The organism is Halobacillus sp. A5, assembly GCF_024189315.1.
Lineage (GTDB): Bacteria > Bacillota > Bacilli > Bacillales > Halobacillaceae > Halobacillus_A.
Genome location: NZ_JAIZEO010000004.1, coordinates 466,174 through 491,642, shown reverse-complemented (window position 1 = coordinate 491,642; position 25,469 = coordinate 466,174). Strand labels below are relative to the sequence as shown.

Genomic DNA, 25,469 nt, shown 5'->3' with positions numbered 1-25,469 from the left:
AATCCGCACTTCAATGTGGTGAAAAGGAATTATGCTTATGGAATTTGTAAATATTTCAATAAGTTTAATGCTTTTTCAGATTATATCCTTCCATAAATAACTCACGCCTCAATTCTTCATAAGCTTGCTGAGAATTCTCCACCATATTCCCCAGATCCTCATTTATGTACCATTATAAAAGCAGATATAATAGTATTCATTACAAGATTCTCGGAAACGTTCATATAAAGACATTCACTTTGACAGAGTGAAGGTCGTTTGAAGACCACGATTTAATGAAAGCACGGTCGCACTTCTGACTGGATATTGACTGGATTTTATTTATTAATATTTATATCTTATTTAACCTCAAACTATTACTGTGAAGTTGGAAACCTGATGATATATGGGTTTTAAAGTCTTATCTTCTATTATTTATTTAATACAGTGAATGGGCGGAATGATGTGATAGCGCCCTAAACCCTGATATGATAGGGTTTTGTAACCTTACAAATAGGTTTTGACTGGATTTTTCTATAAAAAACTTAAACCTCTAAAAGTCTCTCTTAAGATAATCAATCTTAAGAGAGACTTTTTTATAGTTAGGTCCCGAAACACTTCGAATTGTTATGCCAAAAAAGATAGAATTTAATGAAAAAGCCTCCTGTAAGTTTGCAGAAATTACAGGAGGCTTTTACTCGATTATTCTTCTAAACAGTTATCAGATTTAGAAAGGCTAACAGTAGAAAGATTCACACCCTATTGGCATCTTCGATTCTAATAACTTATGGACTAAAAACTGCCAAATTAATTAGTAAGATGAAAATACAACACATAAATATTCTCAAAATGCGTAAATAAAATTTGAAAATTCGCTTTTTTGTGGTATTATGATAAAAAATGTTCTCGAATCGCGTACTTAAGTTTATTTTTAAAAGAAAATAGGAGGAGATTGCAATGAGGAAAGCAAGGTTACCGTCTCTATTGGAAGTTTGTAGTGTGTTGGTTGCGTTTTTGGCTGTCGTTTTCTCTTTTACAGCTCTTTTTGAATTACCTATTCAACTCGCATTATTTGTAGGCTGGTTTATCGTCATTTTACTTGGTTTGAAGTTAGGTTTTACTTATGATTCATTACAAGAATCGATTATTAAAGGTATTTCAAATGGATTAGAAGCTGTAATCATTTTGATGGCTGTAGGTGCTCTGATTGGTACATGGATTGCAGGTGGAGTCGTTCCGACAATTATATATTATGGTTTGGACTTTATTCATCCGTCCATATTTTTGTTGGCTACTTTAATAATATGCGCTTTAACTTCCCTTTCTACAGGAACTTCTTGGGGAACAGTTGGAACAGCTGGGATTGCAATGATGGGAATTGGAGAGGGCCTCGGCTTGCCACTTCCATTAGTAGCAGGTGCAGTCTTGTCTGGTGCTTATTTCGGGGATAAATTGTCACCGCTTTCAGACAGTACGGTACTTGCAGCATCCATGTCGAAAGTCAATGTCATATCCCATGTGAAATCGATGCTGTATTTGGATGTCCCGGCATTTGTAATTTCAGCGGTACTTTTCACCATTGCCGGATTCAATCATGGTAGCGGCAGTGTTGACTTAGACAGGATCAATTCAATTATGGGTGCATTGGATGATACGTTCAATATCAGTCCTCTCATGCTGGTGCCGGCGTTAGTTGTAATAGGCTTGTTGGTATTAAAGAAGCCTTCCATCCCTACTATTTCATTTGGTGCGTTGGTGGGAGTCGTTTGGGCCGTCCTTTTTCAAGAGACTAATTTCGTCCCTGCTCTTGAAACTGCTTACAATGGCTTTCGTTTGGAGTCGGATTCCGAATTCATTGACAACTTGCTTAACAGGGGCGGAATCAGCGGAATGCTTGGTTCTATCGCAGTAATCATTCTTGGTTTGGGCATTGGCGGTATGTTAGAAAAAGTCGGGGTATTAACGGTAATCATGAATGCTTTTGTAGAAAAAATTAAAAATGCAGGAAGCTTATCCGTATCGACGCTTATGGCCGGCTTATTCACCAACATTTTTGGTTGTGCCATGTATGTCTCTTTAATCCTCACTCCGAAGCTTATGGAGAGAAGCTATGACAGGTTACATATTGATCGAAGAGTTTTGTCGAGAAATACTGAAGTTGGCGGGACGATGACATCAGGTATGGTTCCGTGGTCTGATAACGGGATATTTATGGCGGGGATACTAGGCGTTTCCACGTTATCCTATCTACCATTTATGTGGATGAGCTTTGTGTCGATCGCACTTGTCATTATTTACGGATATACTGGCAAGTTTATTTGGTACACGAGCTCTGAGGAGAAGGAAACGGATTCAGAAGAAGATCTTACACATTTGGCTAAATAACAACAGAAATACATCGTGTAAAGAAAGGGTGTTCCATAGATGAAAAAAATTCTTCTTATCGGTACGGGTGGCACGATTGCCTCGGTTGAGAGCGAGCGAGGTTTGACACCTGGATTTAGTCCTGAAGACATGATCAAAACTTTGGAGAGCCCAGTCAACTGTGAAGTAGATTGTACGGTATCGTTGAACTTAGACAGTACAAACATTTATCCGAACCACTGGATTGAACTAGCGACTATCATTTACAACAGTTACGAGGAATATGATGGCTTTGTTATTACACATGGTACAGACACGATGGCCTATACTGCGGCAGCTTTGGATTCTATGTTATTACATTTGAATAAGCCTGTTGTTTTGACAGGTTCTCAAATTCCGATTTCGCTGGTAAATTCAGATGGGGAAAGAAACTTGACGGATGCTGTGCATTATGCATCAGAGGGGTTAGCCGGGGTATATATTGTATTTAATAAGCGTGTAATCAAAGGAACAAGAGCTGTGAAATTAAGAACAAAAAGTAAACATGCTTTTGAAAGCGTTAACTATCCATACGTCGCTTATGTAGATAATTCTTATATCACTTATCACACAAAGCCTGAAGAAATAAGTAGAGGGAGCGTGATCAAATTAGAAACTAGTTTATGCACGGATGTTTTTGTCCTTAAACTTTACCCTGGGATAAATAAGGAGATCTTTCGGTTTATCTCTAATAACTATAAAGGCGTTATTATTGAGTGTTTCGGAAGCGGAGGCATTCCTTTCTACGAAGTGGATTTAGCTGAAGAAATTAAAGCGCTGATCCAGTCAGGAATAGTGGTAGTCCTTACAACTCAATGTTTAGAAGAAGGAATTGACATAGATTTATATGAGGTCGGACGCAAAATATATCGAAATAATGTAGTAATCTCAAATGACATGAATACAGAAGCCTTGTTATCAAAGTTAATGATTTATCTTGGAAAATACAATTCTATGCAAGAGGTGGTTCACTACATCAATCTCGATATAGAAAGGGAAAGCAACGAATATCTATTTAGCTGCGACGTATCACTGTAGGTTCGATTACAATATTTCAGGAGGTTACATCATGTATAAAGTTAAAACTACTCGAGTAGAAAAAGACTTCTTAGGTGAAAGAGAGATTCCTGTCCATGCGTATTATGGCATACAAACCTTAAGAGCTTCTGAAAATTTCCCAATCACAGGCTATCGTATCCATGAATCTTTAATCACCTCCGTTTCCATGGTGAAAAAAGCAGCAGCAGAAGCGAATATTTCAACTGGGCGTCTTTTATCCCATCTTGGAAATGCTATTATAAAGGCATCTACTGAAATCATTCATGGAGAGCATCATGATCAATTCATCGTAGACCCGATCCAAGGAGGAGCAGGAACTTCCATAAACATGAATGCGAATGAAGTAATATGTAATCGAGCTTTGGAAATATTGGGACGGGAAAAAGGTGATTACTCCTATCTTAGTCCTAATACCCACGTGAACATGTCCCAGTCTACCAATGATGCGTTTCCGACGACCATTCATCTTGCCATACTTTCACAGCTGGACCAGCTGCTAGTCTCTATGCGTAAAATGAAGAATGTTTTCATGGAGAAAGCAGAAGAATTCGATCCTGTGATTAAAGTAGGTCGAACACACCTTCAAGATGCTGTACCTATAAGATTAGGGCAAGAATTTGGAAGTTATGGAAGAATGATTGGTAGAGATATTGAGCGGGTCAACAGTTCCTTGGAGAAGTTATATGAAATCAACTTAGGTGCAACGGCAGTAGGGACGGGGTTGAATGCGGATCCTGATTATGTCAGTGGAGTAGTAAGTAATCTTAGAAAGATAAGTGGATATCCTTTGGTGTCTGCAGAAAACTTAGTCGATGCAACAGCTAACACAGATTTATATACTGAAATTTTGGGTCATCTGAAAACCTGTATGCTGAATATGTCCAAGCTGGCTAATGATCTTCGACTCATGGCTTCTGGACCTCGGGCAGGTATGAATGAAATCGATCTTCCGGCTCGCCAGCCGGGTTCATCAATCATGCCAGGTAAAGTAAACCCTGTTATGGCAGAAGTCATCAACCAAATCGCTTTTCAAGTGGTTGGAAATGATCAAACCATCAGTTTTTCTTCTGAAGCAGGACAATTGCAATTAAATGTAATGGAGCCAGTCCTCATCTTTAATTTACTTGAATCCATTAAAATCATGAAAAATGGTTTTGGAGTGTTTACAGATTATTGCGTTAAAGGTATTAAGGCAAATGAATCTGTGATGAAGAACAATGTAGAAAGTAGTATAGGTGTAGTAACCGCCTTGAATCCTTATATTGGGTATGAGAAAGCATCTGAAATCGCCAGAAAGGCGCTTGATACAGGGCAGACGATCAGGAATGTGTGTGTAAAAGAAGGTGTACTGACAGATACGGAATTAAATCGAATCTTAGATACACATAAAATGACTAGTCCTGGAGTGTTAAGTGTGCATTGATCTACTCTTTTCTTAGCAGTCTTTTTGATCGAACAAAAGCAATGAAATCATTCAGTTCATCTTTAGTCAAACTTTTATCGTCGAGACGAATCTCCCATTTTTCATTCTGGTCGAAATGATCTAAGTGAATTGTTTTATTGTTCATGGGAGACTGGCTGTCCTCAATCCTATTCAGTAAGTAATCAATAGATGTATCCATGATATCGGCTAATTTAATAAGCGAGTCTAAAGAAGGTTGTCGGTAGCCTGATTCATAACCTGCATATGTACTTTTAGCAATCCCTAATTGATCTGCTGTTTCTTGAAGTGTCCACATTCTCTCTTTTCGAAGCTTAGTAAGTCTAGTTAATTTCATTTGGTAATCCTCCCATTAACTAGTATAGCTTAATTATGGTTCAGACCAAAATTATTACTGCTTGTTATGTTAAACTAGACAAAATTCAAGTAGAGCTTTTAACTCTTCTAATAAAAAGGTGGGAAGATAATGAAAAAAATTCTTCTATTGTCAACGGGCGGAACGATAGGGTGTATACAAACTGATGATGGTCTTATTCCAGGCATCCCTATCCAGAAGTTGGTTCGTTACTTGCCGTTGAATGAAAACGAAGTGCAAATAAGTACGGAAACAGTTGTGAATATAGACAGTACAAATATGCAGCCTGAGCACTGGGAAGAAATTGCGAGAGCTGTTTATGACAAGTACCATCATTTTGATGGCTTTGTCATTACACATGGCACAGATACCTTATCTTATACTTCAGCTGCATTATCTTATTTTTTACGAAATTTACAAAAGCCGGTTGTTTTGACTGGCTCGATTCAGCCGATCGATGCTAAAAAAACGGACGGGGTCAAAAACTTAACAGATGCTGTTACGTATGCAACCAAAGGTACTGCAGGTGTATTTGTGGTGTTTGGCGGCAGAGTGATTAAAGGAACAAGAGCAGTCAAGATGAGAACGGAAAGCTATGATGCTTTTGAGAGTATTAATTATCCATATATTGCTTATATTGAAGGGAATCACATACAAAATAACATGGAGGTCACTGATAAGGCGGATGGGGAACTTAGGTTAGAAACGGGGTTATGCACCGATGTTCATTTATTTAAATTGTATCCTGGTGTCAAACCAGATCTCCTGCATTCCATCAAAGATCAATTTAAAGGAGTGATCATCGAAACCTTCGGGAGCGGAGGCCTTCCTTTCTTGGGGCGAGACCTTTCTAAGACGGTCGATAATTTAATCCAAGAAGGCAAATTTGTAGTTATAACAACGCAGTGTCTAGAGGAAGGTGCTGACTTATCTCTTTATAAGGTGGGACGGTTGATCGATCAAAGCAAAGTCATCCTTTCTATTGATATGAATACAGAAGCCCTATTACCGAAGCTGATGTGGGCAATGGGAAAAACATTAAAACTCTCCGAAGTGAAAGAAATCGTAGAAAGTACCAACACCCCAATGTGAAAGGGTTCAAAGCTCTAGTTAATTCCAAAATGACATATTTTATGTCTTAGAAGGAAAAAAATACCTATATATTTTAGTTACCTCCCAAAAGTTCTCGAACTTCTGGGAGGTTTTTAATTTTGTATAGAAGACTTTTTACAAATAATTATGTAGTATTTTGTCAGTACACTTCTCAGATAACGGACAAAAAATCTGGCTTAATTCCTATCAAAGTCTAAGTGCAATCTCACTTAGTTTGTTCAAATCTTCCGGTTTAGTTATACCATCGTGTTACTAAGTCTTCAAGAATTGTAGTTGAATAAATAGGAAATCCCAAACCAATCACCTTCCTTAAAAGTAATTATACGAACATACGTTCTACATATCAATTAAGAATGACAATTAATGGTTTTAAATAATTTTTGATGTTATTATTTTCCTGTATTATGGAATGAAATGGTTTCGTTATAGAGGGATATTAGAATCAAAGTTACTTTGCCAACGAGGGGATTGTTTTGAACTCAAGTCTTCCAGATAAGGGGAGGATTGTTGAAGACTTGAATCCGAGATAATTGGATGGAAATTGCTTTTTTTGAAACTTAATAGAGTTTTTTTCGTAATTTTATAGAAAGGAATGCGGTTTGTTTCGGGGATTTCCCCCCCTCCGCTTCGATGATGGTTCATCATCTTTGCTTTTTTTGCTTTCTAGTCTTTTTGGTGATTGCAGGTGTTTCAAATTATTACGGTGTAAATATCAGCGATAAAGTCGCATTGATTTTAAGCATTTTATTACTTGTTCTTTTACTGTTAGCCGTATTTGTGTCGCTACCTAATATACAATGGGGGATTTTACTCCTTTTGTTCCAAATGGATGGCTTTCCGTTGGAAGTGCTATAACGGTTATCTTTTGGTCATTTTTCGGTTGGGAGGTCATTTGTAATCTGGCCAATAACTTTAAGAAGCCGGTAAAGGATATTGTCAAGGGGGCATTGTAAGTGCAGTTATCATTGGTGTCCTGTTTTTGGCGTTAAGCCTTGTCACCATTGGAACGGCTACGTATGGTAGTAAAGAAAGGAACCTGTCTCCTATTGGTGTTATAATGGGTGATGCAGCGGGTGCAGACGCCAAAGGTAATTTATAAAAAGAGTAAAAAATTCAGGAGGAATGTTTCTGTTTTACATTTGTAGTGTGAGAAAAAACAAGCTAAACCAGCATGTTACCCTTATTCATTTGTTGATGTAAATAAGGTATAATCATTATTAGTCTAATGATCCTAGCAAATCGTTCCCCTTCCTTTTTCTCTTGCTACAATAAACGGAAGTATTCATAAAGGAGATTTATAATCTATGAAGCCAAAAATTCAAGACGTGGCAAAGGTCGCTGGTGTCTCTCCTACTACCGTTTCTCGTGTGTTAAATAATCGAGGATACATTAGTGAAGAGATGAAAAAGAAAGTTTATGTTGCAATGGAGCAAATCAATTATATTCCTAATGATTTGGCTCGTTCTTTATATAATAAAAAAACATATATTATTGGACTTATTGTACCAACGACCAAAAATCCTTTTTTCGGAGAACTAACAGCCGAGGTAGAAAATTACTGTTCACAACAGGGATATAAAGCCTTGATTTGTAACAGTCTAAATAATATTAATAAAGAAAAGCAGTACTGGGAAATGCTAAGAAGAAATCAAGTAGATGGCGTAATTGTCGGTACATATAATAGAGGGATTTTAGATTATGATCAACATAATTTACCTACTGTCGCAATTGATCATTATTTGTCCAAAAACATCCCTGTCGTAGGATCTAATAATTACAAAGGTGGTCAATTAGCCGTTGAAACATTGCTGGCCGGGGGTTGTAAGCGAATTATACACCTAAACGGCCCTTTTGATCTCAAGACACCTGCAAATCTTCGTAGAAAGGCTTATGAAGACGTCATGATTAAACATGGATTACCTTATACTACTTACGAAATCTCAGGCGTGTTTGATCAATATGAGCAGGTACGTATTATCAACCAAATGTTTGATGAACAGCCTGATCTGGAAGGAGTGTTCGCTAGCGATGACTTGTTAGCCCTGGCGGTCATAAGGGAAGCGGAAAAAAGAGGGGTATCTATTCCCGAACAACTTAAAATCATAGGTTACGATGGAACTGAAACCATCCGTACAATATTTCCAGGCCTCTCAACCATCTGTCAACCGATTAAAAAAATCGCCGAATCCGCCGTGATCCTTCTTCAACAGCAAATGGAAGGTCCTAAACCAATGAGCCATGATGAAATGAGCCATGATATTACCCTTCATACAGGGAACACGATATAAACAGTAGAGAGTAGATAAGGATAACTAATTTCAGAAGGCAGCTCCTTTGACTATTTTCCTTTACTCTCAGTTCCTGGGTTTCCTCACCAGACCTGTCAGCTACGGATTCTGTTGGGCTTTCATCAACCCATACGACTTTTCAGGCATGCTTCTATAAGAAAAAGACGGTCCATGTAAAAACGTACCGTCAGAAATGTTTTGTTTATACAGATTATGATCTTCCGCCCGATATCTTGACTTAATATACCGTTAATTTTTTTGCTGCGTAAAGCCCTCCTTTAATGGCTGATAAGCCTTCTATTCCAGGTGTCACAATATAATTTGATATGTGCTTATCTAACTGCGAAAATGATACATATCCTTTATTCAATCTTTTTATATATTTATATACGAAGGGTAAAATTTGCCTTTGCTTCATAACCCCTCCACCTAGAATAATTTTTTCTGGTGATAAGGTGAGTATATATGTCATTAAAGCTTGTGCAATATAATAACTTTCTACCTCCCAGACTTTCTCCATATCTGAAAGTAAATGAGCTCATCCCCTGCAGAGGTTGGTCGTTTATGATCGCCCCCACGCCGACACCAGTACCAATAGTGACGTAAATACAGTTCGACAAGCCTTGAGCAGCACCAAACTTCGCTTCTCCTAAGGTCGCCATCGTTACATCGGTATGTATAACCATTGGTTTATCCATTGTTTCCTTAAGTGAATCTAATATATTGAAATTTCTCCATTGTACTTTTGGTGTAGTGGTGATACAGCCGTACGTTTCGGAATGATAATCAATATCTAAGGGGCCAAAAGATCCAATACCCATGGACGTAATATTATATCTCCCGAAAAAACCTTTCACTTTATCCATTGTTTCTTTTGGAGATTGTGTAGGAAATTCTATGAAATCAATAATATGATAATCATCGTCGCCAACAGCGCAAACAAACTTAGTTCCTCCTGCTTCAATCGCTCCAAACAACGATACTCCCCCTTTTCATTATCGTGTTTTCTTTAGATAGAACTATTTTCACTACTCATCCTCCTTCGTAAGCAATGACTATGGGCTGCTGTAGCCTGTTAAAGGTGAACCGGAGGCCAGAATCGGAAAACGTCCGTCTGCGGCGTATGGCATTCAGGAAAATAATAATTATTCTACTGCACGTTTAATCCATTCTATGGCATTATCGACATTCTTAGGATTCTCTCGGATAGATACAATTTTTTCGGCGCCACCAAACGGTGAGTCATGAAATACGCTGCTGTCCGATACGTCGATGCCGTATATTTCTTCATCATCCGCTGTGTTTCGCTGCAATGAATCGTTACTTACTTCTTGTAGGAATTCTTCTTCAGAATCTATTGGGTAAAATGCATCCATTTCGGTCATTAAGTCAAAATGGGTCTTATCTGTAATATAGATATCGGGCTCGTTTTTCATCAGGGCCACCGGGCGCATCTGTGCAGAGGAAATATCCATCTCTGAATCTGTTTCGGCCGGGGAATACTCCACATTCACCTCAACGTTATCAACATTCGGAACCTGTTGTTCTATCTGTTCTTCGAAACGGGACGTTTCTTCTGTGTGATATTCTCCGAAAAATAATATTTCCAGGTCAGGAGCTGGTTCATTGGCAGAGTTGGTTTGTTCGATTTGATGGTTAATAAAAGAATAGAGAATCGAGCCAAACACAAATACACTGAATGCTATAAGCAGGGTGTGATATTTATAATAATTGAAAAGTTCGTTTATGCGGATCTTGTTCATCATGTCATCCTTTCCGCGTCATTTGCTAATTTACTATGTACGAGAACTAGTGTATTCTTGGTTACGTTATCTATTTTACATAAAGGGAGGCTGAAACGTGCTTGATTCCACACGCTGGTACATAAGGTGGGGCAATATTGGATACCATCTCATTGTGTTTCATTTATTGTGGTTTTTGTTAGTGCTATCGGGCTTCTTCATTCTAGGATTTTTTCCGGCAACGGCTGCGTTATTTGCCGTGCTGAGGGAAATGATAATGGAAGATGAAGATGAACCGTATTATAAGCTATTTTTTAAGAAATTTAAATCGGAATTTGTCATGGCAAATGTAATAGGATATGTTTTAGTGGCTGCAGGTATAATATTATACTTGGACTTTCGCATCCTGCAACTGCTGGAAAATGACCTTCTGCAAATCACGCTTGCGAGCATTACTTTTGTCGTTGGTGTGATGTATGTGCTCGTACTCCTGTATATTTTCCCGATTTTTTCTCACTTTCGCCTGTCTTTCTGGACGTACTTCAAGTATTCCGTGGCTTTAGCAGTGGCACGCCCTTTTCAAACCATTTTTATTGCTGCCGCAATGGCTATTTTTATTTATATATATATTAATTTTCCCGTCTTAATGATGCTATTTGGTTTGAGCCCCGCGGCTTATATGACGACAAAAGTAGCGTCGCGCTCCTTTCCGAAAAAACAAGCGTGAAATATGTTAACCGGTTAGTATAAATGTGAAGGTGAAAGGAGTCCTATCTTGAAAGTGAAGTTGGGAGATGTGACAAAAGCAGCCGGCTTTTCTCCTACGACCGTATCCAGAGTGTTAAACAACCGCGGATTTTTTAAAGAAAATGAAGACTGGAAGGCATATTTGCTAGTGATGATTTTATCGCGTTCAGGGTGATGCAGGAAGCAAGAATCGAGGAATTCGTATCCCGCAAGTGGTAAAGTCGCCGGCTGTGACGACGGGACAGATACAACTCGTATTTTATGTCCGGAGCTTACTACGGTGCAGCAGTCAGTAAAAAAGATGGCAGCATCGGTGATTCATCTACTAATGAAGCAGATGAAAGAAGAAGCGGATACCATCCTTCCTGTAAGGCTACTAAAAAGCGAAACAACCTAGAAATGAAAAAAAGGAGGTACAGCCATTACTATCAGGTCGTCATTTTTGTAAATTGTGTCACCCGGTTGACATATGAAACCGGATGACATATACTTTGATGTAGATAAAAGAAAGCGTTAACATTTGACGGAAACGAGGGTGACTTCTATGGAGGAATGGAACAAGCAGGTATATCAAACAAGTAAGGAGGAGGTAGCGTGGACAACACGGTTGGGTCATTGGCGAGGAAGAAAAGCAAAACGAAGACTACATCGAGTAGAAGAAAAATTCTAAATATTAAGAAAAATTGGGTGTTGTATTTATTTTTACTTCCCGCCATTCTAACGGTATTCATCTTTAATTATCTTCCGATGTACGGCGTCATTATCGCTTTTAAAGATTTCAGCCCAATTCAAGGCATTATGGGCAGCAAATGGGTGGGATTTTCCCATTTCACGAAATTTATGCAGTCACCGAATTTTCTTCAGATATTTTCCAATACGGTTAAATTAAGTGCGTATGAGCTTTTGATTGGATTTCCGGTACCGATTATTTTAGCTCTTATGTTAAATCAGGTGAGAAGAGCACGGGTGAAAAAGAATATACAATTGATTATCTATGCCCCTAATTTTATCTCTGTTGTTGTTATCGGGGGGATGCTCTTTATGTTCTTATCCCCAACTGGACCACTAAATGCTTTATTAACGCTCTTTCTCGACCGGCCGATTTCCTTTATGTCCGAGCCGGAATATTTCCGAACGATCTTTGTAGCATCAGGTGTTTGGCAAGTAGCCGGTTTCTCTTCCATTATTTATGTGGCCGCTTTGTCGAACAGCGATCCTCAATTGCATGATGCGGCAGTTATTGACGGAGCTTCGCTCTTACAGCGGATATGGCACATTGATATTCAGGTACTAAAGCCTGTCATGGCTGTTTTGTTTATTCTAGCGATTGGTGGAATTATGGCGATAGGCTTTGAAAAAGCTTATTTGCTTCAGACCGATCGAAATTTACCTGCCTCTGAAATTATTGACACGTATGTATACAAGCGTGGGCTGCAGGCGGCTGACTGGTCGTTTGGTGCTGCAATTGGCCTGTTCTTATCCGTGATCAATCTCATGCTGCTCGTTACCGCAAACCAAATCGTGAAAAAGCTTAAAGGAGAATCTCTATACTAGAAAGGAGAAAAAGTCCATGAGCCGTTCTCATGCAAAAAAAATCGCTACGATCAATCAATCAAAAACGGATCGGATCATCCTATTTGTTAACAAAATAATGCTCAGCCTCATCGTCATCGTTGTGTTAGTGCCGCTACTTTATGTGCTGGTCGGGTCTTTTTTACAACCCAATATTTTAATTACTCAGGGACTGTCTTTGAATCCGGATCATTGGACAATCAGTGGTTACGTTCGGATTTTCCAGGACGGTTCTATTATCCGGGGATTTTTTAATTCCATGTTATATGCAGGCGGCTTTACGCTCGTATCAATTGTCTTTTCCGTATTAGCCGGGTACGCCTTATCGGTGGATAATCTGGTAGGGAAAAAAGCGGTGATGATTTTCTTTATCTTTACAATGTTTTTTAACGGTGGACTGGTACCAACATACTTATTGGTGCGTGAACTCGGGTTAATCAATACACCTTGGGCAATTATTCTTCCCGGATCTGTCACGGTATGGAACATTATCCTTGCGAGGACCTATTTTAAAGCGCTTCCAAATGAGCTCAAAGAAGCAGCAAGAATTGATGGAGCCTCGGATTTTATGATTTTTCTCAAAATTCTGCTTCCTTTGGCTAAACCTATCATTTTTGTTCTTGCGTTGTTCGCTTTTATAGGTCAGTGGAATGCTTATTTCAACGCGATGATTTACTTGGATGACCGCTCGCTTTATCCGCTGCAGCTTGTTCTGCGGGAAATTCTGATTCAAAACGAAGTCCAGCCTGGCATGATTGCCGATCAACTCGCACGAGCAGAAATGCAGCGCATTGCGGAAATGATTAAATACTCATCGATTGTTGTCGCAAGTCTACCTTTATTAATTATGTACCCATTCTTCCAAAAGTATTTTGAAAAAGGAGTTATGGTCGGTTCATTGAAGTAATGGCCTTGTTAAAACCCATTGTTAATAAGTAATTCTTTGATGAAGAAAATGAGCAGGGAATCCCGCGGTAAACGAGTCGATTTTTAAATCATACTTAAGAGCTTCTGAAAAAAGAGAAAGTGGGGATATACATGAAAAGGTATGTAAAATTAATGTCTGCGTTAATTTTAGGGAGTGTTTTGATTGGAGGGTGCAGCAATAAATCGAAGACGTGGTCGGAGGATTATGAACTCGAGGATATTTCCTTTCCAGTGGAGGAGGATGTATCACTAAAAATTATCACGGAAAGTTCACCGTTAGCGCCAGAAAACCCGAACGATAAACTATTGTATCAGCGTCTTGAAGAAAAAACAGGTGTAGAAATCGATTGGAGAAGCTTTACCGGTGAGTCGTTCCAAGATAAAAGGAATCTTGCCATGTCAAGTGGGGAAATGCCGGATGCCATTAAAAACGCAGGCTACAGTGATTATGAGCTGTTAGAGCTGGCGGAGGATGAAGCGATTATCCCTTTGAATGATCTGATTGATAACCACATGCCTAACTTAAAGAAGGTGCTCGAAGAAAAACCGGAATATGAAGACATGATGACAGCCGAAGACGGCAATATTTATGCCTTCCCTTGGATTGAAGAACTGGGAGAAGGCAAACAAAACATTCACTCCATCGATAACTTTCCATGGATTAATGTAGAGTGGCTCGACGAACTCGGACTCGACATGCCGGAGACGACAGAAGAATTAAAAGAAGCATTGATTGCTTTCCGCGATAATGACATGGCTGGAGACGGCCAGACAATTCCGATGTCTTTCATTATTAACGATGGTGGCCAGGATCCCGGCTTCTTATTCGGTTCGTTTGGATACGGAGATAATTGGGATCACACGGTGGTAACCAATGATCATGAAGTGAAGCTTACCTCTGCAGAGGAAGGATATAAAGAAGGGATTTCGTTTATGAATGAGCTGTATAAGGAAGAGCTCATTGACGAGGAAGCGTTTGAACAGGACTGGCCGGTATATGTGTCCAAAGGGGAAGAGGGGCGCTACGGCATGTATTTCACATGGGATAAAAGCAACATTACAGGTATGAATGAGGAGTATGAGCTCATGCCGCCACTCGAAGGTCCGGATGGACAAATTAATGCGCCGCGTACGAATGGAATGGGATTTGATCGTGCAAGAATGGTCATCACGAGTGCTAATCAAAACCTTGAATTAACTGCGAAGTGGATTGATGAATTTTATGATCCGCACACTTCTGTTCAGCACAACTGGGGCACGCACGGGGATGAGGAGCAGCAGAATATTTTCGAATTCGATGAAGAAGAAGATATGTTGAAGCATGAAGATTTAGAGGGGACTGCACCGACTGAATTACGGGAAAGAACCTCCGTCGGTGGACCGCTTGCCATCCTCGACAGCTATTACGGAGAGGTGACAACGATGCCGGATGACGCTGCGTGGAGACTCGATCTAATGGAAGAAGTCATGGTACCGCACATGCAGGCAGAAAATATTTTTCCAAATGTTTTTCACACAAAAGAAGAGCTCGATCGTCTTTCTACGATTGAAGCAGATTTGATCCCTTATATCGAGAGAAAGAAAGCGGAATGGATATCAGGAGGGAAAGTAGAGGAAGAATGGGACGAGTATTTAGAAGAGCTAGAACGTCTGAATCTATCTGAATGGCTGGAAATCAAGCAGGAAGGCTACGATCGTACGATTAATTAATGGAGGGTTTTCTATTGGAATTACAACACGTACCGCACTATCGACCGCACTTACATTTTGCTCCAAGTAAAAATTGGATGAATGACCCTAACGGGATGGTTTATTTTGCAGGAGAATATCATTTGTTTTTTCAACACAATCCGTATGACAGCATTTGGGGCCCCATGCACTGGGGCCACGCTGTCAGCACGAATTTGATAGAGTGGGAGGAACTCGATATCGCTCTCTATCCGGATGAATTAGGAACGGTTTTTTCCGGCAGCTGTGTCGTCGACTGGGAAAATACGTCTGGCTTGTTTACCAACAAACCTGGTCTCGTGGCTATTTTTACCCACCATAAGGATGGGCAGGACGGACAGCCGCCTAAACAGAGCCAGAGTATAGCTTACAGTACCGACAAAGGCAGAACGTGGATTAAATACGAAAATAACCCGATCCTGACCGATGATACAAAAATAGATTTTCGTGACCCAAAAGTATTTTGGAATGAAACAGATGCGAGATGGGTGATGGTAGTAGCTGCGGGTCAATCTGTCTCATTTTATTCTTCACCGAATTTACTAGACTGGCAGTTTGAAAGTGAATTTGGAGAAGGGAGCGGTTCACATGAAGGTGTTTGGGAATGTCCTGATTTATTTAAAATGGCTGTAGAACCTACAAAGGAAGAAAAATGGGTGCTGCTCGTGAGCATTGGAGATAACCCTCGTTACGAGAAAGGGTCACGCACTCAGTATTTTACGGGAAGCTTTGATGGCTCGATATTTGTTCCCGATCATACTCATGTCAAATGGCTCGATCATGGCAAAGACAATTACGCTGGTGTAAGCTTCTCTGATATTCCTAAACAGGACGGAAGACGAATTTATATCGGATGGATGAGTAACTGGCGCTATGCTAATCACGTTCCTACCGGTCATTGGAGAAGCCAGATGACGATTCCAAGGGAGCTTTCGTTGAAAAATATAAATGGGGAGTCCCTTGTACGGCAGCAGCCCGTAAGAGAATTCGATGACTATGTCAAGAAAGTAACAGACTTTCATAAGCAGAGAATCGAGAAGGATCAGGCTTTCACTCATGATATAAAAAAACCTTTCTTTGAGGCGGAGTTTACAGTAAGTGGAGCTAATCCATTTACCATAACACTGCATCATACAGACATCCAACATACTGTTATGACATTTGCTGAAGGGGTGCTTCAAGTCGACAGAAGTCAATCTGGAGATGTCAGCTTCTCTGAAAATTTCTCTCATATTCAGGAGGTAGTGACGTCCCGTGCGGATAAGCTGAAACTTCGTATGATCGTCGACTCCTCATCGCTCGAACTGTTTATCAATGATGGAGAGCAGGCTCTAACGTGCCTTCTGTACCCGGATAACGCATGCACAAGTATTTCTATATCTAGTAACGATGCCATCGTCCATGACGGGTATCTATCAACACCATAATAACAGGGCGACATCACTAGGATCTTCTTCAGAAATGGTCAGCCTTTGTGATAGCGCCCAAACCCCTTCCATCATAGGGTAGAAGAACAATTTGACTGGATTTTGACTGGTTTTTAAAATTGTTTACTAAATCTAAAGGCCTCTCAAGAGTTCATAAGCTTTTGAGAGGCTTTTCTTTTATTCTTAAGTATGGCCAGGAGATACCATGTTTACCTCAAGATTAATATTGGAGACAACTTCCTAATAGTATGTACTACTATAAATCACAAGAAACCGACACCCCTTTTAGACATTTCTGAATGCCACATTCTATGGCATCAATATCGATGTTTAAAACCTCTCAATAACTATTGGGAGGTTTTTTGGTGTTTTTTAAGAAAATTTTCTCTGGTATGTGATCATATTTATCAATTTTACCCTTTCACTTCAAAGCCCTAACAATACACTCTGCGGCCATGCAATGTTTAGTAAATTGCTTAAAACTGTAATGATAACTAAAGCAATCCCAGTGGAGTAGAGAGCCTTAAAGAAAGTGAACTTAGATTCTATAAGTAAAAAGGCAATAAGGTAAATAGTTGAGGCAATAAATAATCCAAATAAAGAAATAGTAATTACGTATCCTACAATCCATCCTGTATATATAATGGGTTTAACAATTAAAACTTTCGGGTGCGAACCTTGGTCTTTTTGTTTCATTATTTTTACAACTTCCTTTACTAGATAAATACCGGATACAATACTACCGGCGATAGAAACATATAAAGGGAAGAATTGGGCTAAGCGGGAAAAAGTAAGCGCAGTAACAGCTGCCCAGACAAAAACAATAAATATACAAAAAGTAAAAATTAAATTTAGTGTTTGTTTAGTCATTTTACACACCTTCTCTTTGTAAGTTGTTGCTGATTTTTTTCATTATGGATCCTCCTGTAAGAAGGATGACAATTAATACACCGATAGTAATAACGATAGGATTGCTCAGCCATTCCCAGCCGTACCTTTCAATGGAGATCCAATAGTACCTTTCTGCTGATATGGCTAATACAAATCCGATAAGTAATGGGGGCCTTGGCCAATCAAGGATCGTCATGATATATCCTAATAAACCTATTGCGATAAAGGCTATAATGTCTCCCCAGGCAAAATTACTTTGGTAAGCTCCAATTAATAACAGTATGGTTAGAAAAGGGACTAGCTTCTCACCAGGAATCAAGCTTAGTTTAGCAATTGGTTTAACTAAAGTCATACATAAAATTGCTCCAATTATGTTAGCAATAACAAGTGTCCAAACGATAGATAAGGTGAGAGGCAATTCGGTTGTCAACATTCTTGGCCCTGCTTCTAATCCCATTAAAATTAATCCGCCCAGCAAGATTGCGGTTGTTCCACTGCCTGGAATGCCAAATAGCAGGGTCGGGATGAGAGATCCGCCTTCTTTCGCGTTGTTGGCACTTTCGGGAGCGATGACTCCACGAATGTCTCCCTCACCAAACTGGTTATTTCTTATAGTCTTTTTACCTGCTCCATAAGCAAGCCAGTCGACGACACTTCCTCCCAAACCGGGAATGAAGCCGATCAGACTTCCTAATACCGCGCTTCTCATGACTAAGAACTTATTCTTAAGGGCGTCACCAACTCCCTTTAAAACTCCGCCTTTTAAATGATTTGATTCCGCTACGCTCCCCTTATGGGTAAGCATTGTAATGAGAATTGGAAAGGCAAAGATAGCCAAAGCGACAACTGGAAGGGATAGCCCATTAGAAAGGTAAAGAAAATCAAAGGTATACCGGTATTCCGTAATAGCCGGAGCACTTCCAACGGAGCCGATCATTAAACCCATTAAACCTGCCAAGGCTCCCTTAGCAGGTGAATCTCCTGCTAAAAGGCCGGCCATGCTCAGTCCAAGCATCGTTAACATAAATAAAACAGGTGAATTGAAACTAGTAATAAGCGGAGCAGCGATTGGGATCGCCAGATAGAGAGCCACCCCGCCTATAATTCCACCAATCATAGAACAAAATAAAGCAGCTCCCATAGCCCTGGATGCTTCACCTTTCTTAGCTAAAGGAAATCCGTCCATAATGGTTGCCTGTGATCCAGAAGAGCCAGGGATTCCAAGCAATACAGAAGGAAAGGTATCTCCTGTATGAACAACGGCTACCATGCCAATTAACAGGGCCATGCCGATGAAGGGATCCATCCCAAATACAAACGGCAGTAAAAGTGACATACCTACTGTTCCGCCTAAACCTGGCAGCAGGCCAACTACGATGCCCAGTCCAACACCGAGGCACATAAATAAAATTCTCGATGGATCTAAGACAATACTTAAGGCTTCCATTGCACTCTCAATCATAATATCCCCTCACTTCTATAGTTTTCTGCCATCAACTCCGTGTTCTTTTAAAAGAAATTCATAAACCCAATTGATTGTATCCTCATTCATATTTTTCTCTAAGTTATCGATCCTTTTTTCTAACTCTGCTTGGGAGTATACTTCATAATCCTCTAGAATAACGGACGACTCTTGCTTGAATTGTTCATCCTTAACTAATTTGTTGGCTGTTTTCTTCAATTCTTCTTTTGCACTTTCAGGCGCACCCTCATGCACCCATATCACCTTTTGTAAAGTATAGGTAGCGTTTAGAAAATGTTTATAGGTTTCCCATGCTTGTCCTTTAGGTTCCTCACCGTGGAGTTCTTTATAAACTTCTTTTACAGTAGGAAGGTCAGGGAATTGCGGATCCCTCACAACTTCACCGTTTTCATCGATTTGTCCTAAACTATAGAGTGGAACAGCTTTCCCATCTTCTACCTTAGGTTCTATGTTCTGCTTATAGGCTGTCGTCGTTTGAAAATCAATATTACTTTCTCCTTGTTCAAAAGCCACTCTTGCAGGACCTCTTCCTTCGTAACCCAGTACTGCTTTGGAATCTATCTCTAGTACTTCAAAAGAGATTAATGTCGTTAAATCTAAACCAGTAGGAGACATGCCAGCATAAAAGAGTTTTTCTTTCACTTGGTCGAGATCAAAACCATCTTTAATGTTTAAATCTGCCGAACCATAAACCACACCACCTGTAGGAGCCCCGACCAGGGGAGTGAGTTCATCAAAACTATACTGAACAGATGATTGATCCAGTAAATAAGGGATATGAGTGGAAGCACTTGTTGCTACCAGATTTGTTCCATCCTTATCATAAGAATTTACATATTCATTTGTACCAGTAATACTTCCACCACCAGGAACGTTCTCAACATGAATACTTGGCTGGTTTTCAATATGTTCGGAGAGCGGCTTCGTCATAAATCTGGCAAATACATCAGTTCCTCCTCCTGAATTATAAGGAACGACCATTGTTAGAAGATCTTCATTATAACCTTGTTCTTCTTCCCCGCTCGTTACTTTAGAGCTGACAAACGATAAGGGCTGGCAACCTGCTATAAAAAGGTTAAGAATCAGTAATAAAGTAAGCGCATACATTTTTCTCACTGCCTTATCCTCCTTCTTTTTTGTGTTGTCATAAGGTTATAAAAATCATCTTTATAAGTAAAATAGGTAAATATTATCGTTATCCATAAAATTTTTTTATATTTTTACAGTCTGCTGCTTGATTAGGAAATCGATAAAAGCTTTTACAATATTAAGCTGGATAAAGTCTGTGCGGTACATTAACCACGTATCACGCAAGACAGGCTCCCCATTTTTATAGGTTAATCCTTCTGTATATAGCTCATCGGAAGGGGTTAAGCAGATTTCGGGCACCACAGAAAAACCTAAATCATTCTTTACCATCTCTTTACTCGTTTCCTGTCTGTCCACTTCCATTGCAGTTAAAGGAGATTGAGAAAATTGATCATTCCACCATCTGCTGATCAGCCGTTTAAGTGAGTTATCGGTTTTGTAATAAATAAAGGGAAGCTGGGGGAGTTCTTCAAGGGAAATTTCATTTTTAGATATAATATACAATTGCTCTTTTGTTAAAAGTAATTTTTCTCCTTCCCAATCATAATCTCCCCTTAGGATTCCTAAATGGATTTGAGATTGATTCAATAAGTTCCTGATTTCGGTACTCCATCCAGTCTGTACCTTAAATTGAATATTGGGATAAGAAGTTGAGAATTTCTTCAACAATGCGGGAAGCTTATATTGTGCAAAGTTACTTGAGACTCCGATCCGAAGAGTGCCTCTCACTTCATTACCAATGTTAAAAATTTCATCTTTTAATGTGAGATATTCCTTAATTCGATCCTTAGCATAATCTACGAGAAATTCGCCTTCAGAAGTAAACTCAATTCCTTTTTTTGTACGAAAGAAAAGCTTGGTCTGAAAAGACTCTTCCAGCTGCTTTAATCGGTAACTGAGAGCAGGCTGAGTAATAAATAATTTTTCAGCTGCTTTTGTTAAGCTTTTTTCTTCTGCAATTGCATTTAAAATCTGCCAATCTTTTTGGTCCATAAGATAAAACTCCCTTACTTATAAAATATATTTATACACTTCCATATAGAATTTTGATTTTTCTTATAATTAGATCCATTGTACGCTATGGATACCATCTGGACAACAATCATTTTTCTATAAGGAGGGCATTTAAAGTGAATAAAGTACCTATTACTTTAATGCGTGGAGGAACCAGTAAAGGGGTTTTTTTGCAAAAAAAAGATTTACCTAAAACTGACCAGGAAAGAGAAGAATTTCTGCTGGATATCATGGGTAGTCCAGATCCAAACCAAATAGATGGATTAGGTGGAGCTAATTCTCTTACTAGCAAGGTGGCTATTATTGATAAGAGCAGCAACTCTTCATATGACATTGAATATACTTTTGCTCAAGTAAGCTTATATGATCAATTGGTAGATTTTAAAGGGAACTGCGGAAATATATCTTCAGCAGTTGGACCTTATGCTATAGCTAAGGGACTCGTTTCAATAGAAGAACCTATTACAAAAGTAAGGATATACAATACAAATACTAAAAAAATTATTACAGCTGAAGTAGAAGTGGAGAATGGTAGAGTAAAAACAGAGGGAGACTATTCGATACCGGGTGTGCCAGGCAGTGCTTCTCCTATATTCTTATCGTTTGAAAATCCTGAAGGGGCTGTAACAGGCAAAGTTCTTCCAACAGGCAGACCAATAGATTATCTTTCGTGTGCTTTAGGGGAAATTAGGGCATCTATAGTGGATATAGCTAATCCCCTGGTTTTTGTTCGGGCGCAAGATATAGGACTTCGAGGAGATGAATTACCAGAGGAATACTCAAAAGAGCAGATTGACCTTTTAGAAGAATTACGCTCAGCAGCAGCCGAGGAATGCGGGTTTGCATCCCAATCTGAAGCTGCAAGGCTTTCGCCGGCAACACCTAAATTAACAGTTGTTTCAAAGCCTTTTGATTATCAAGATACTGCGGGTGAATTTCACAGGGAAAAAGATTTTAACGTTCTAGTGAGAATGATGTCCATGCAGCGCCCGCATAAAGCTCTGGCTATTACGGGAGCGGTATGTATCACAGCTGCCAGTAAGATTGAAGGCACTATCCTTTCGGAAATTATCGATAAGAACAGCAGCACCATTTCCATAGGTCACCCAGCGGGGGTGATGGAAACTATATATAATGAGTATCCGTTGTCCATTAAAGTCGGCAGAACCGCACGTCTCTTAATGGAAGGGGAGGTTTACACAAAGAGTAATTATGGTCAGTCTGTAATTTAAACATTCACAATTATAGCTCAGTGTTTTGAATGCTCTTCTTAAGGTAGACAGGATAAAAAAATAACTTGTATACGGGTGAAACTCATGTTCCTGATGTCCTGAAAGATTCAATATGTAATTAAAATTTTTGAATATTTCTATGGTTTTTTATGACTGGTTTTTAAATTTGTTCCCCCCAATATGAAGGAGTTACTGACCCTAAACTAACTAACCTATAAAAAGACATGTTTTTTCTTTCAATAATAATAAAATAATCTTCTAAAAGCCCCTCAAAGTTTACACTAAACTTTGAGGGGCTTTTATATCCATATATTAAGTCGCTAACCATGTTGGGAAAGTAGCATTCGTTATTTCCTTAATTCTCTATTTAGAGAATTCCTTAAGACAGGGAAGCAAAACAATACACGTGACGATGAGAAAAGAGTAAAGATATACATATGGTTTTGATAAAGCATACTAAGAAGTCGCCATTGATTTTCTGAAAGATTTTCTTTTCCACCACTTCGATACCACGCCGTGCTTCGGACTGAGAAAGAAGGCCAGGGTGAATAATAACCCGCATGATACGGCCATCGAACCTGCAATGGAAACATCTAGCCAGACTGCAAAACCATAACCAATTATGGAAGCTAACGCACCGATAATTGCGCTTAACGCTATCATCCAGCCGAAATGGTCTGTTAATAAATAGGCGGTAGCCCCGGGTACGATGAGCATCGCTACAACTAAAATCGCTCCCACACTGTCGAATGAAGCAACCGTGGAAAAGGATACCATCCCCATTAATAAATAGTGAAGAAAAAGAATAGGGATTCCTAAACTAGCAGCAAGTTGTGGGTCAAAGGTGCTAACTTTGAATTCTTTGAAAAACAAAAGAATAATGGTTAAGTTCAGAATGAATACGCCACCGAGCATCCAGACCGCTTTAGGACCAAGGTTAATACCGGCATAAGTCCATGTATCCCATGGCACATATGCGATTTCACCCATCAGCGCGTGTTCGACATCAAGGTGTACACCATCTCCGATAAAGCTAAGCATTACTACTCCCAGGGCGAATAAGGAAGTGAAAACAACTCCGATGGCAGCGCCCGATTGAACGCCGCTTGAGTCAAGCCACTGCACCAGTATAGCTGTCAATATTCCAACAGCACCTGCCCCTATTAACATGGGCAATCCATTAAGGGACTGGGTCACTAAAAAAGCAAGGACGATGCCGAGAAGAACCGTGTGGCTGATGGCGTCTGCAATCATCGCCATTTTTCTTAAAACTAGTAAAGCACCTGTGATGCCGCATGTGACACCGACAAGTACGCCTGTTAATATAATCCAAGCTCCATACGTCATATCCGCTGCACCACCTTAATGAGAAGACCTTTTCTCAAGCCGAATAGGAGAGAAAGTATAAAAATGGAGGACGCTGTAAGAACAATAAGAGGTCCTGTAGGAAGCCCGTCGCCCATCGTACTTATCGCTGTGCCAATCAATCCTGAAACAGCTCCAATCAGACCAGAAATGAACCCCATCCATTCCAGTCGATCGGTCCAGTATCTTGCTGCCAGCGGGGGAGTAATTAATAGCGCAACCATCAAAACAACCCCCACCATTTGAATCCCAATGACGACCATGCTAATAACGAGAACCATGAGGATAGCGTTAAGACCTTTAACAGGAAGACCTAAACCTTTGGCATATTGCGGATCAAATGTAGAAATCTTAAATTCTTTGAATAAAAGGCTTGTTAAAAGGATGATCAGAAGGGAACCAACCGCTATCATTTGTACATCACTGCGAACCATAGCTGCTGCCTGACCAAAGATAAAGTCATCCAATCCGGCCTGGTTCCCGCCACTATGACGCGTAATATAAGTGAGGAGAACGATTCCGATTCCGAAAGAAACACTTAATACGACTCCGATGGAAGCATCTGTTTTGATTCTTGAATGATTGACGATTGCTTGTATGAGATAAGTGGCGATCAGCCCACTCACTGCGGCTCCTAATAAAAAGAGAGGAGTGGACTTGACCCCATAAATAAGGTAAGCAATACATATTCCTGGTAAGGCTGCGTGTGCCATTGCATCACCAATTAAGCTTTGTTTTTTTAATAATACAAAACTGCCGATCAACCCACTAGCGAAACCTAGTAAAATGGAGCCGATGAGCACCCAGCGCGCGTTTGGGTTTTGAAGCAGCTCTATTAATTCCTGCATGGAATTAACCTCCTCTTCCTAAGAAAGAGGATTCCTGTGCCAGGATGGATAATGCTCCTCCATAGGCTTTTTGAAGATTATCATAGGTGAACGTTCGATCAGTCGGACCGAAAGCAATCGGTGTTTTGTTGAGCAAAAGGCAGTGATCAAAATAAGATCGAACGGTTTGAAGGTCATGATGAACGACCAGAACGGTTTTACCTTCCTCTTTCCATTCCTGTAATAGCTTGATCATTGCTTTTTCTGTCGCAGCATCAACGCCAGCAAATGGTTCATCCATAAAGTATATATCGGCATTCTGGGAAAGGGCACGAGCTAGGAATACCCTTTGCTGCTGTCCGCCTGAGAGTTGGCTGATTTGTCTGTCAGCAAAAGAATCCATGCCTACTTTAGCCAAGCAATCCGCAGCCAACTGCTTATCTTTCTTTTTGATTCGCTTGAACATTCCGATATGACCGTATCGTCCCATAAGAACAACATCGAGAGCGTTTGTAGGGAAATCCCAATCTACTTCACTACGCTGCGGCACATAACCGATTCGGTTTCTTTCTCGTTTTAACGGATTTTCATAAACGGACACTTCTCCAGATGATTTTGGTATTAATTGTAAAACGGCTTTGATTAATGTTGACTTTCCTGCACCATTGGGACCGATGATTCCAGTCAGCGATCCCTGAGGTACAGAAAAGTTTACTTGTTCAAGAGCTGGTTGCTTATCATAAGTGACGCTTATATTTTTTACAGTTAAAGCGTTCATTTGTATCCT

20 protein-coding genes and 4 pseudogenes are annotated in these 25,469 nt (G+C 39.8%); 14 read left to right on the top strand and 10 right to left on the bottom strand.

Annotation, left to right across the window (positions count from 1 at the left end; all coding sequences use genetic code 11):
- The first annotated feature begins 936 nt into the window (after positions 1-936).
- Genes nhaC through aspA form a run of 3 tightly spaced genes read left to right on the top strand, consistent with a single transcriptional unit; the run spans position 937 to position 4,864 of the window.
- The gene (gene nhaC / locus LF822_RS17595; RefSeq protein ID WP_253925380.1) at positions 937-2,364 is read left to right on the top strand and encodes a Na+/H+ antiporter NhaC; all 1,428 of its coding nucleotides are present in this window, start codon (positions 937-939) and stop codon (positions 2,362-2,364) included.
- 39 nt (positions 2,365-2,403) lie between these two features.
- Positions 2,404-3,420 carry an asparaginase gene (locus LF822_RS17590; RefSeq protein ID WP_253925379.1) on the top strand — a complete coding sequence of 339 codons (1,017 nt, stop codon included), beginning with the start codon at positions 2,404-2,406 and terminating at the stop codon, positions 3,418-3,420.
- Between the two features lie 31 nt (positions 3,421-3,451).
- Positions 3,452-4,864, top strand: coding sequence for an aspartate ammonia-lyase (gene aspA / locus LF822_RS17585; RefSeq protein ID WP_253925378.1), 1,413 nt, complete (start codon positions 3,452-3,454; stop codon positions 4,862-4,864).
- 1 nt (position 4,865) lies between these two features.
- Here the strand turns inward: aspA and LF822_RS17580 are convergent, their stop codons facing one another.
- Positions 4,866-5,219, bottom strand: a complete 354-nt coding sequence (locus LF822_RS17580; RefSeq protein WP_253925377.1) for a helix-turn-helix domain-containing protein — start codon at positions 5,217-5,219, stop codon at positions 4,866-4,868.
- A 129-nt stretch (positions 5,220-5,348) separates the two neighbouring features.
- Between LF822_RS17580 and LF822_RS17575 the strand changes: the two genes are divergently transcribed.
- From LF822_RS17575 to LF822_RS17565, 3 genes and pseudogenes are all read left to right on the top strand, one after another.
- A complete protein-coding gene (locus tag LF822_RS17575) occupies positions 5,349-6,329 on the top strand; it encodes an asparaginase (RefSeq protein WP_253925376.1) in 981 nt (326 codons plus the stop codon).
- 687 nt (positions 6,330-7,016) lie between these two features.
- A pseudogene (locus LF822_RS17570) lies at positions 7,017-7,437 on the top strand (amino acid permease); the annotation flags it as partial.
- A gap of 217 nt (positions 7,438-7,654) precedes the next feature.
- Positions 7,655-8,638, top strand: a complete 984-nt coding sequence (locus LF822_RS17565; RefSeq protein ID WP_253925375.1) for a LacI family DNA-binding transcriptional regulator — start codon at positions 7,655-7,657, stop codon at positions 8,636-8,638.
- 238 nt (positions 8,639-8,876) lie between these two features.
- Here LF822_RS17565 and LF822_RS17555 read toward each other — a convergent pair.
- Positions 8,877-9,615: pseudogene (locus LF822_RS17555) on the bottom strand (ROK family protein).
- A gap of 168 nt (positions 9,616-9,783) precedes the next feature.
- Entirely contained in the window at positions 9,784-10,401 is a 618-nt protein-coding gene (locus LF822_RS17550) for a hypothetical protein (protein WP_253925372.1), read from the bottom strand.
- A gap of 97 nt (positions 10,402-10,498) precedes the next feature.
- Here LF822_RS17550 and LF822_RS17545 point away from each other — a divergent pair, with 97 nt between their 5' ends.
- The 7 genes and pseudogenes from LF822_RS17545 (at position 10,499) to LF822_RS17515 (ending at position 16,781) form a co-directional block, all read left to right on the top strand.
- Positions 10,499-11,107 (top strand): YesL family protein, encoded by a 609-nt coding sequence (locus LF822_RS17545; protein ID WP_253925371.1) that lies wholly within the window; start codon positions 10,499-10,501, stop codon positions 11,105-11,107.
- Between the two features lie 48 nt (positions 11,108-11,155).
- Positions 11,156-11,248, top strand: a pseudogene (locus tag LF822_RS23255) (LacI family DNA-binding transcriptional regulator); the annotation flags it as partial.
- A 108-nt stretch (positions 11,249-11,356) separates the two neighbouring features.
- Positions 11,357-11,524: pseudogene (locus tag LF822_RS17535) on the top strand (LacI family transcriptional regulator); the annotation flags it as partial.
- 197 nt (positions 11,525-11,721) lie between these two features.
- Entirely contained in the window at positions 11,722-12,681 is a 960-nt protein-coding gene (locus tag LF822_RS17530; RefSeq protein WP_371925953.1) for an ABC transporter permease, read from the top strand.
- Between the two features lie 16 nt (positions 12,682-12,697).
- Positions 12,698-13,606: a carbohydrate ABC transporter permease gene (locus LF822_RS17525; RefSeq protein WP_253925369.1), complete on the top strand. Its 909-nt coding sequence runs from the start codon at positions 12,698-12,700 to the stop codon at positions 13,604-13,606.
- Between the two features lie 131 nt (positions 13,607-13,737).
- Positions 13,738-15,336 carry an extracellular solute-binding protein gene (locus tag LF822_RS17520; protein WP_253925368.1) on the top strand — a complete coding sequence of 533 codons (1,599 nt, stop codon included), beginning with the start codon at positions 13,738-13,740 and terminating at the stop codon, positions 15,334-15,336.
- Positions 15,337-15,350: 14 nt separating this feature from the next.
- Positions 15,351-16,781: a glycoside hydrolase family 32 protein gene (locus LF822_RS17515; RefSeq protein ID WP_253925367.1), complete on the top strand. Its 1,431-nt coding sequence runs from the start codon at positions 15,351-15,353 to the stop codon at positions 16,779-16,781.
- A 426-nt stretch (positions 16,782-17,207) separates the two neighbouring features.
- Here LF822_RS17515 and LF822_RS17510 read toward each other — a convergent pair whose 3' ends face one another.
- From LF822_RS17510 to LF822_RS17495, 4 genes are all read right to left on the bottom strand, one after another.
- Positions 17,208-17,651 carry a tripartite tricarboxylate transporter TctB family protein gene (locus LF822_RS17510; RefSeq protein WP_253925366.1) on the bottom strand — a complete coding sequence of 148 codons (444 nt, stop codon included), beginning with the start codon at positions 17,649-17,651 and terminating at the stop codon, positions 17,208-17,210.
- A gap of 1 nt (position 17,652) precedes the next feature.
- Positions 17,653-19,134 (bottom strand): tripartite tricarboxylate transporter permease, encoded by a 1,482-nt coding sequence (locus tag LF822_RS17505; RefSeq protein WP_253925365.1) that lies wholly within the window; start codon positions 19,132-19,134, stop codon positions 17,653-17,655.
- A 15-nt stretch (positions 19,135-19,149) separates the two neighbouring features.
- Positions 19,150-20,262, bottom strand: a complete 1,113-nt coding sequence (locus LF822_RS17500; RefSeq protein WP_253925474.1) for a type 2 periplasmic-binding domain-containing protein — start codon at positions 20,260-20,262, stop codon at positions 19,150-19,152.
- A 105-nt stretch (positions 20,263-20,367) separates the two neighbouring features.
- Positions 20,368-21,237, bottom strand: coding sequence for a LysR family transcriptional regulator (locus LF822_RS17495; protein WP_253925364.1), 870 nt, complete (start codon positions 21,235-21,237; stop codon positions 20,368-20,370).
- Between the two features lie 137 nt (positions 21,238-21,374).
- Between LF822_RS17495 and LF822_RS17490 the strand changes: the two genes are divergently transcribed.
- Positions 21,375-22,490 carry a 2-methylaconitate cis-trans isomerase PrpF family protein gene (locus tag LF822_RS17490; RefSeq protein WP_253925363.1) on the top strand — a complete coding sequence of 372 codons (1,116 nt, stop codon included), beginning with the start codon at positions 21,375-21,377 and terminating at the stop codon, positions 22,488-22,490.
- 456 nt (positions 22,491-22,946) lie between these two features.
- Here LF822_RS17490 and LF822_RS17485 read toward each other — a convergent pair whose 3' ends face one another.
- From LF822_RS17485 to LF822_RS17475, 3 genes are read right to left on the bottom strand one after another with little or no spacing between them, the layout of a single operon-like run.
- Entirely contained in the window at positions 22,947-23,837 is an 891-nt protein-coding gene (locus tag LF822_RS17485) for a metal ABC transporter permease (protein ID WP_253925362.1), read from the bottom strand.
- A complete protein-coding gene (locus LF822_RS17480) occupies positions 23,834-24,703 on the bottom strand; it encodes a metal ABC transporter permease (protein WP_253925361.1) in 870 nt (289 codons plus the stop codon). Before LF822_RS17480 ends, LF822_RS17485 begins: the two co-directional genes overlap by 4 nt.
- Before the next feature lie 4 nt (positions 24,704-24,707).
- Positions 24,708-25,460: a metal ABC transporter ATP-binding protein gene (locus tag LF822_RS17475; RefSeq protein ID WP_253925360.1), complete on the bottom strand. Its 753-nt coding sequence runs from the start codon at positions 25,458-25,460 to the stop codon at positions 24,708-24,710.
- Positions 25,461-25,469: the final 9 nt, after the last annotated feature.

Bases quoted from the DNA above. Each gene is read 5' to 3' on its own strand.
- nhaC (WP_253925380.1), top strand. From the start codon at position 937: ATGAGGAAAGCAAGGTTACCGTCTCTATTGGAAGTTTGTAGTGTGTTG.
- LF822_RS17565 (WP_253925375.1), top strand. From the start codon at position 7,655: ATGAAGCCAAAAATTCAAGACGTGGCAAAGGTCGCTGGTGTCTCTCCT.
- LF822_RS17495 (WP_253925364.1), bottom strand. From the start codon at position 21,237: ATGGACCAAAAAGATTGGCAGATTTTAAATGCAATTGCAGAAGAAAAA.
- LF822_RS17500 (WP_253925474.1), bottom strand. From the start codon at position 20,262: ATGTATGCGCTTACTTTATTACTGATTCTTAACCTTTTTATAGCAGGT.
- LF822_RS17580 (WP_253925377.1), bottom strand. From the start codon at position 5,219: ATGAAATTAACTAGACTTACTAAGCTTCGAAAAGAGAGAATGTGGACA.
- LF822_RS17475 (WP_253925360.1), bottom strand. From the start codon at position 25,460: ATGAACGCTTTAACTGTAAAAAATATAAGCGTCACTTATGATAAGCAA.
- aspA (WP_253925378.1), top strand. From the start codon at position 3,452: ATGTATAAAGTTAAAACTACTCGAGTAGAAAAAGACTTCTTAGGTGAA.
- LF822_RS17485 (WP_253925362.1), bottom strand. From the start codon at position 23,837: ATGACGTATGGAGCTTGGATTATATTAACAGGCGTACTTGTCGGTGTC.
- LF822_RS17510 (WP_253925366.1), bottom strand. From the start codon at position 17,651: ATGACTAAACAAACACTAAATTTAATTTTTACTTTTTGTATATTTATT.
- LF822_RS17590 (WP_253925379.1), top strand. From the start codon at position 2,404: ATGAAAAAAATTCTTCTTATCGGTACGGGTGGCACGATTGCCTCGGTT.
- LF822_RS17575 (WP_253925376.1), top strand. From the start codon at position 5,349: ATGAAAAAAATTCTTCTATTGTCAACGGGCGGAACGATAGGGTGTATA.
- LF822_RS17550 (WP_253925372.1), bottom strand. From the start codon at position 10,401: ATGAACAAGATCCGCATAAACGAACTTTTCAATTATTATAAATATCAC.
- LF822_RS17525 (WP_253925369.1), top strand. From the start codon at position 12,698: ATGAGCCGTTCTCATGCAAAAAAAATCGCTACGATCAATCAATCAAAA.
- LF822_RS17505 (WP_253925365.1), bottom strand. From the start codon at position 19,134: ATGATTGAGAGTGCAATGGAAGCCTTAAGTATTGTCTTAGATCCATCG.
- LF822_RS17520 (WP_253925368.1), top strand. From the start codon at position 13,738: ATGAAAAGGTATGTAAAATTAATGTCTGCGTTAATTTTAGGGAGTGTT.
- LF822_RS17480 (WP_253925361.1), bottom strand. From the start codon at position 24,703: ATGCAGGAATTAATAGAGCTGCTTCAAAACCCAAACGCGCGCTGGGTG.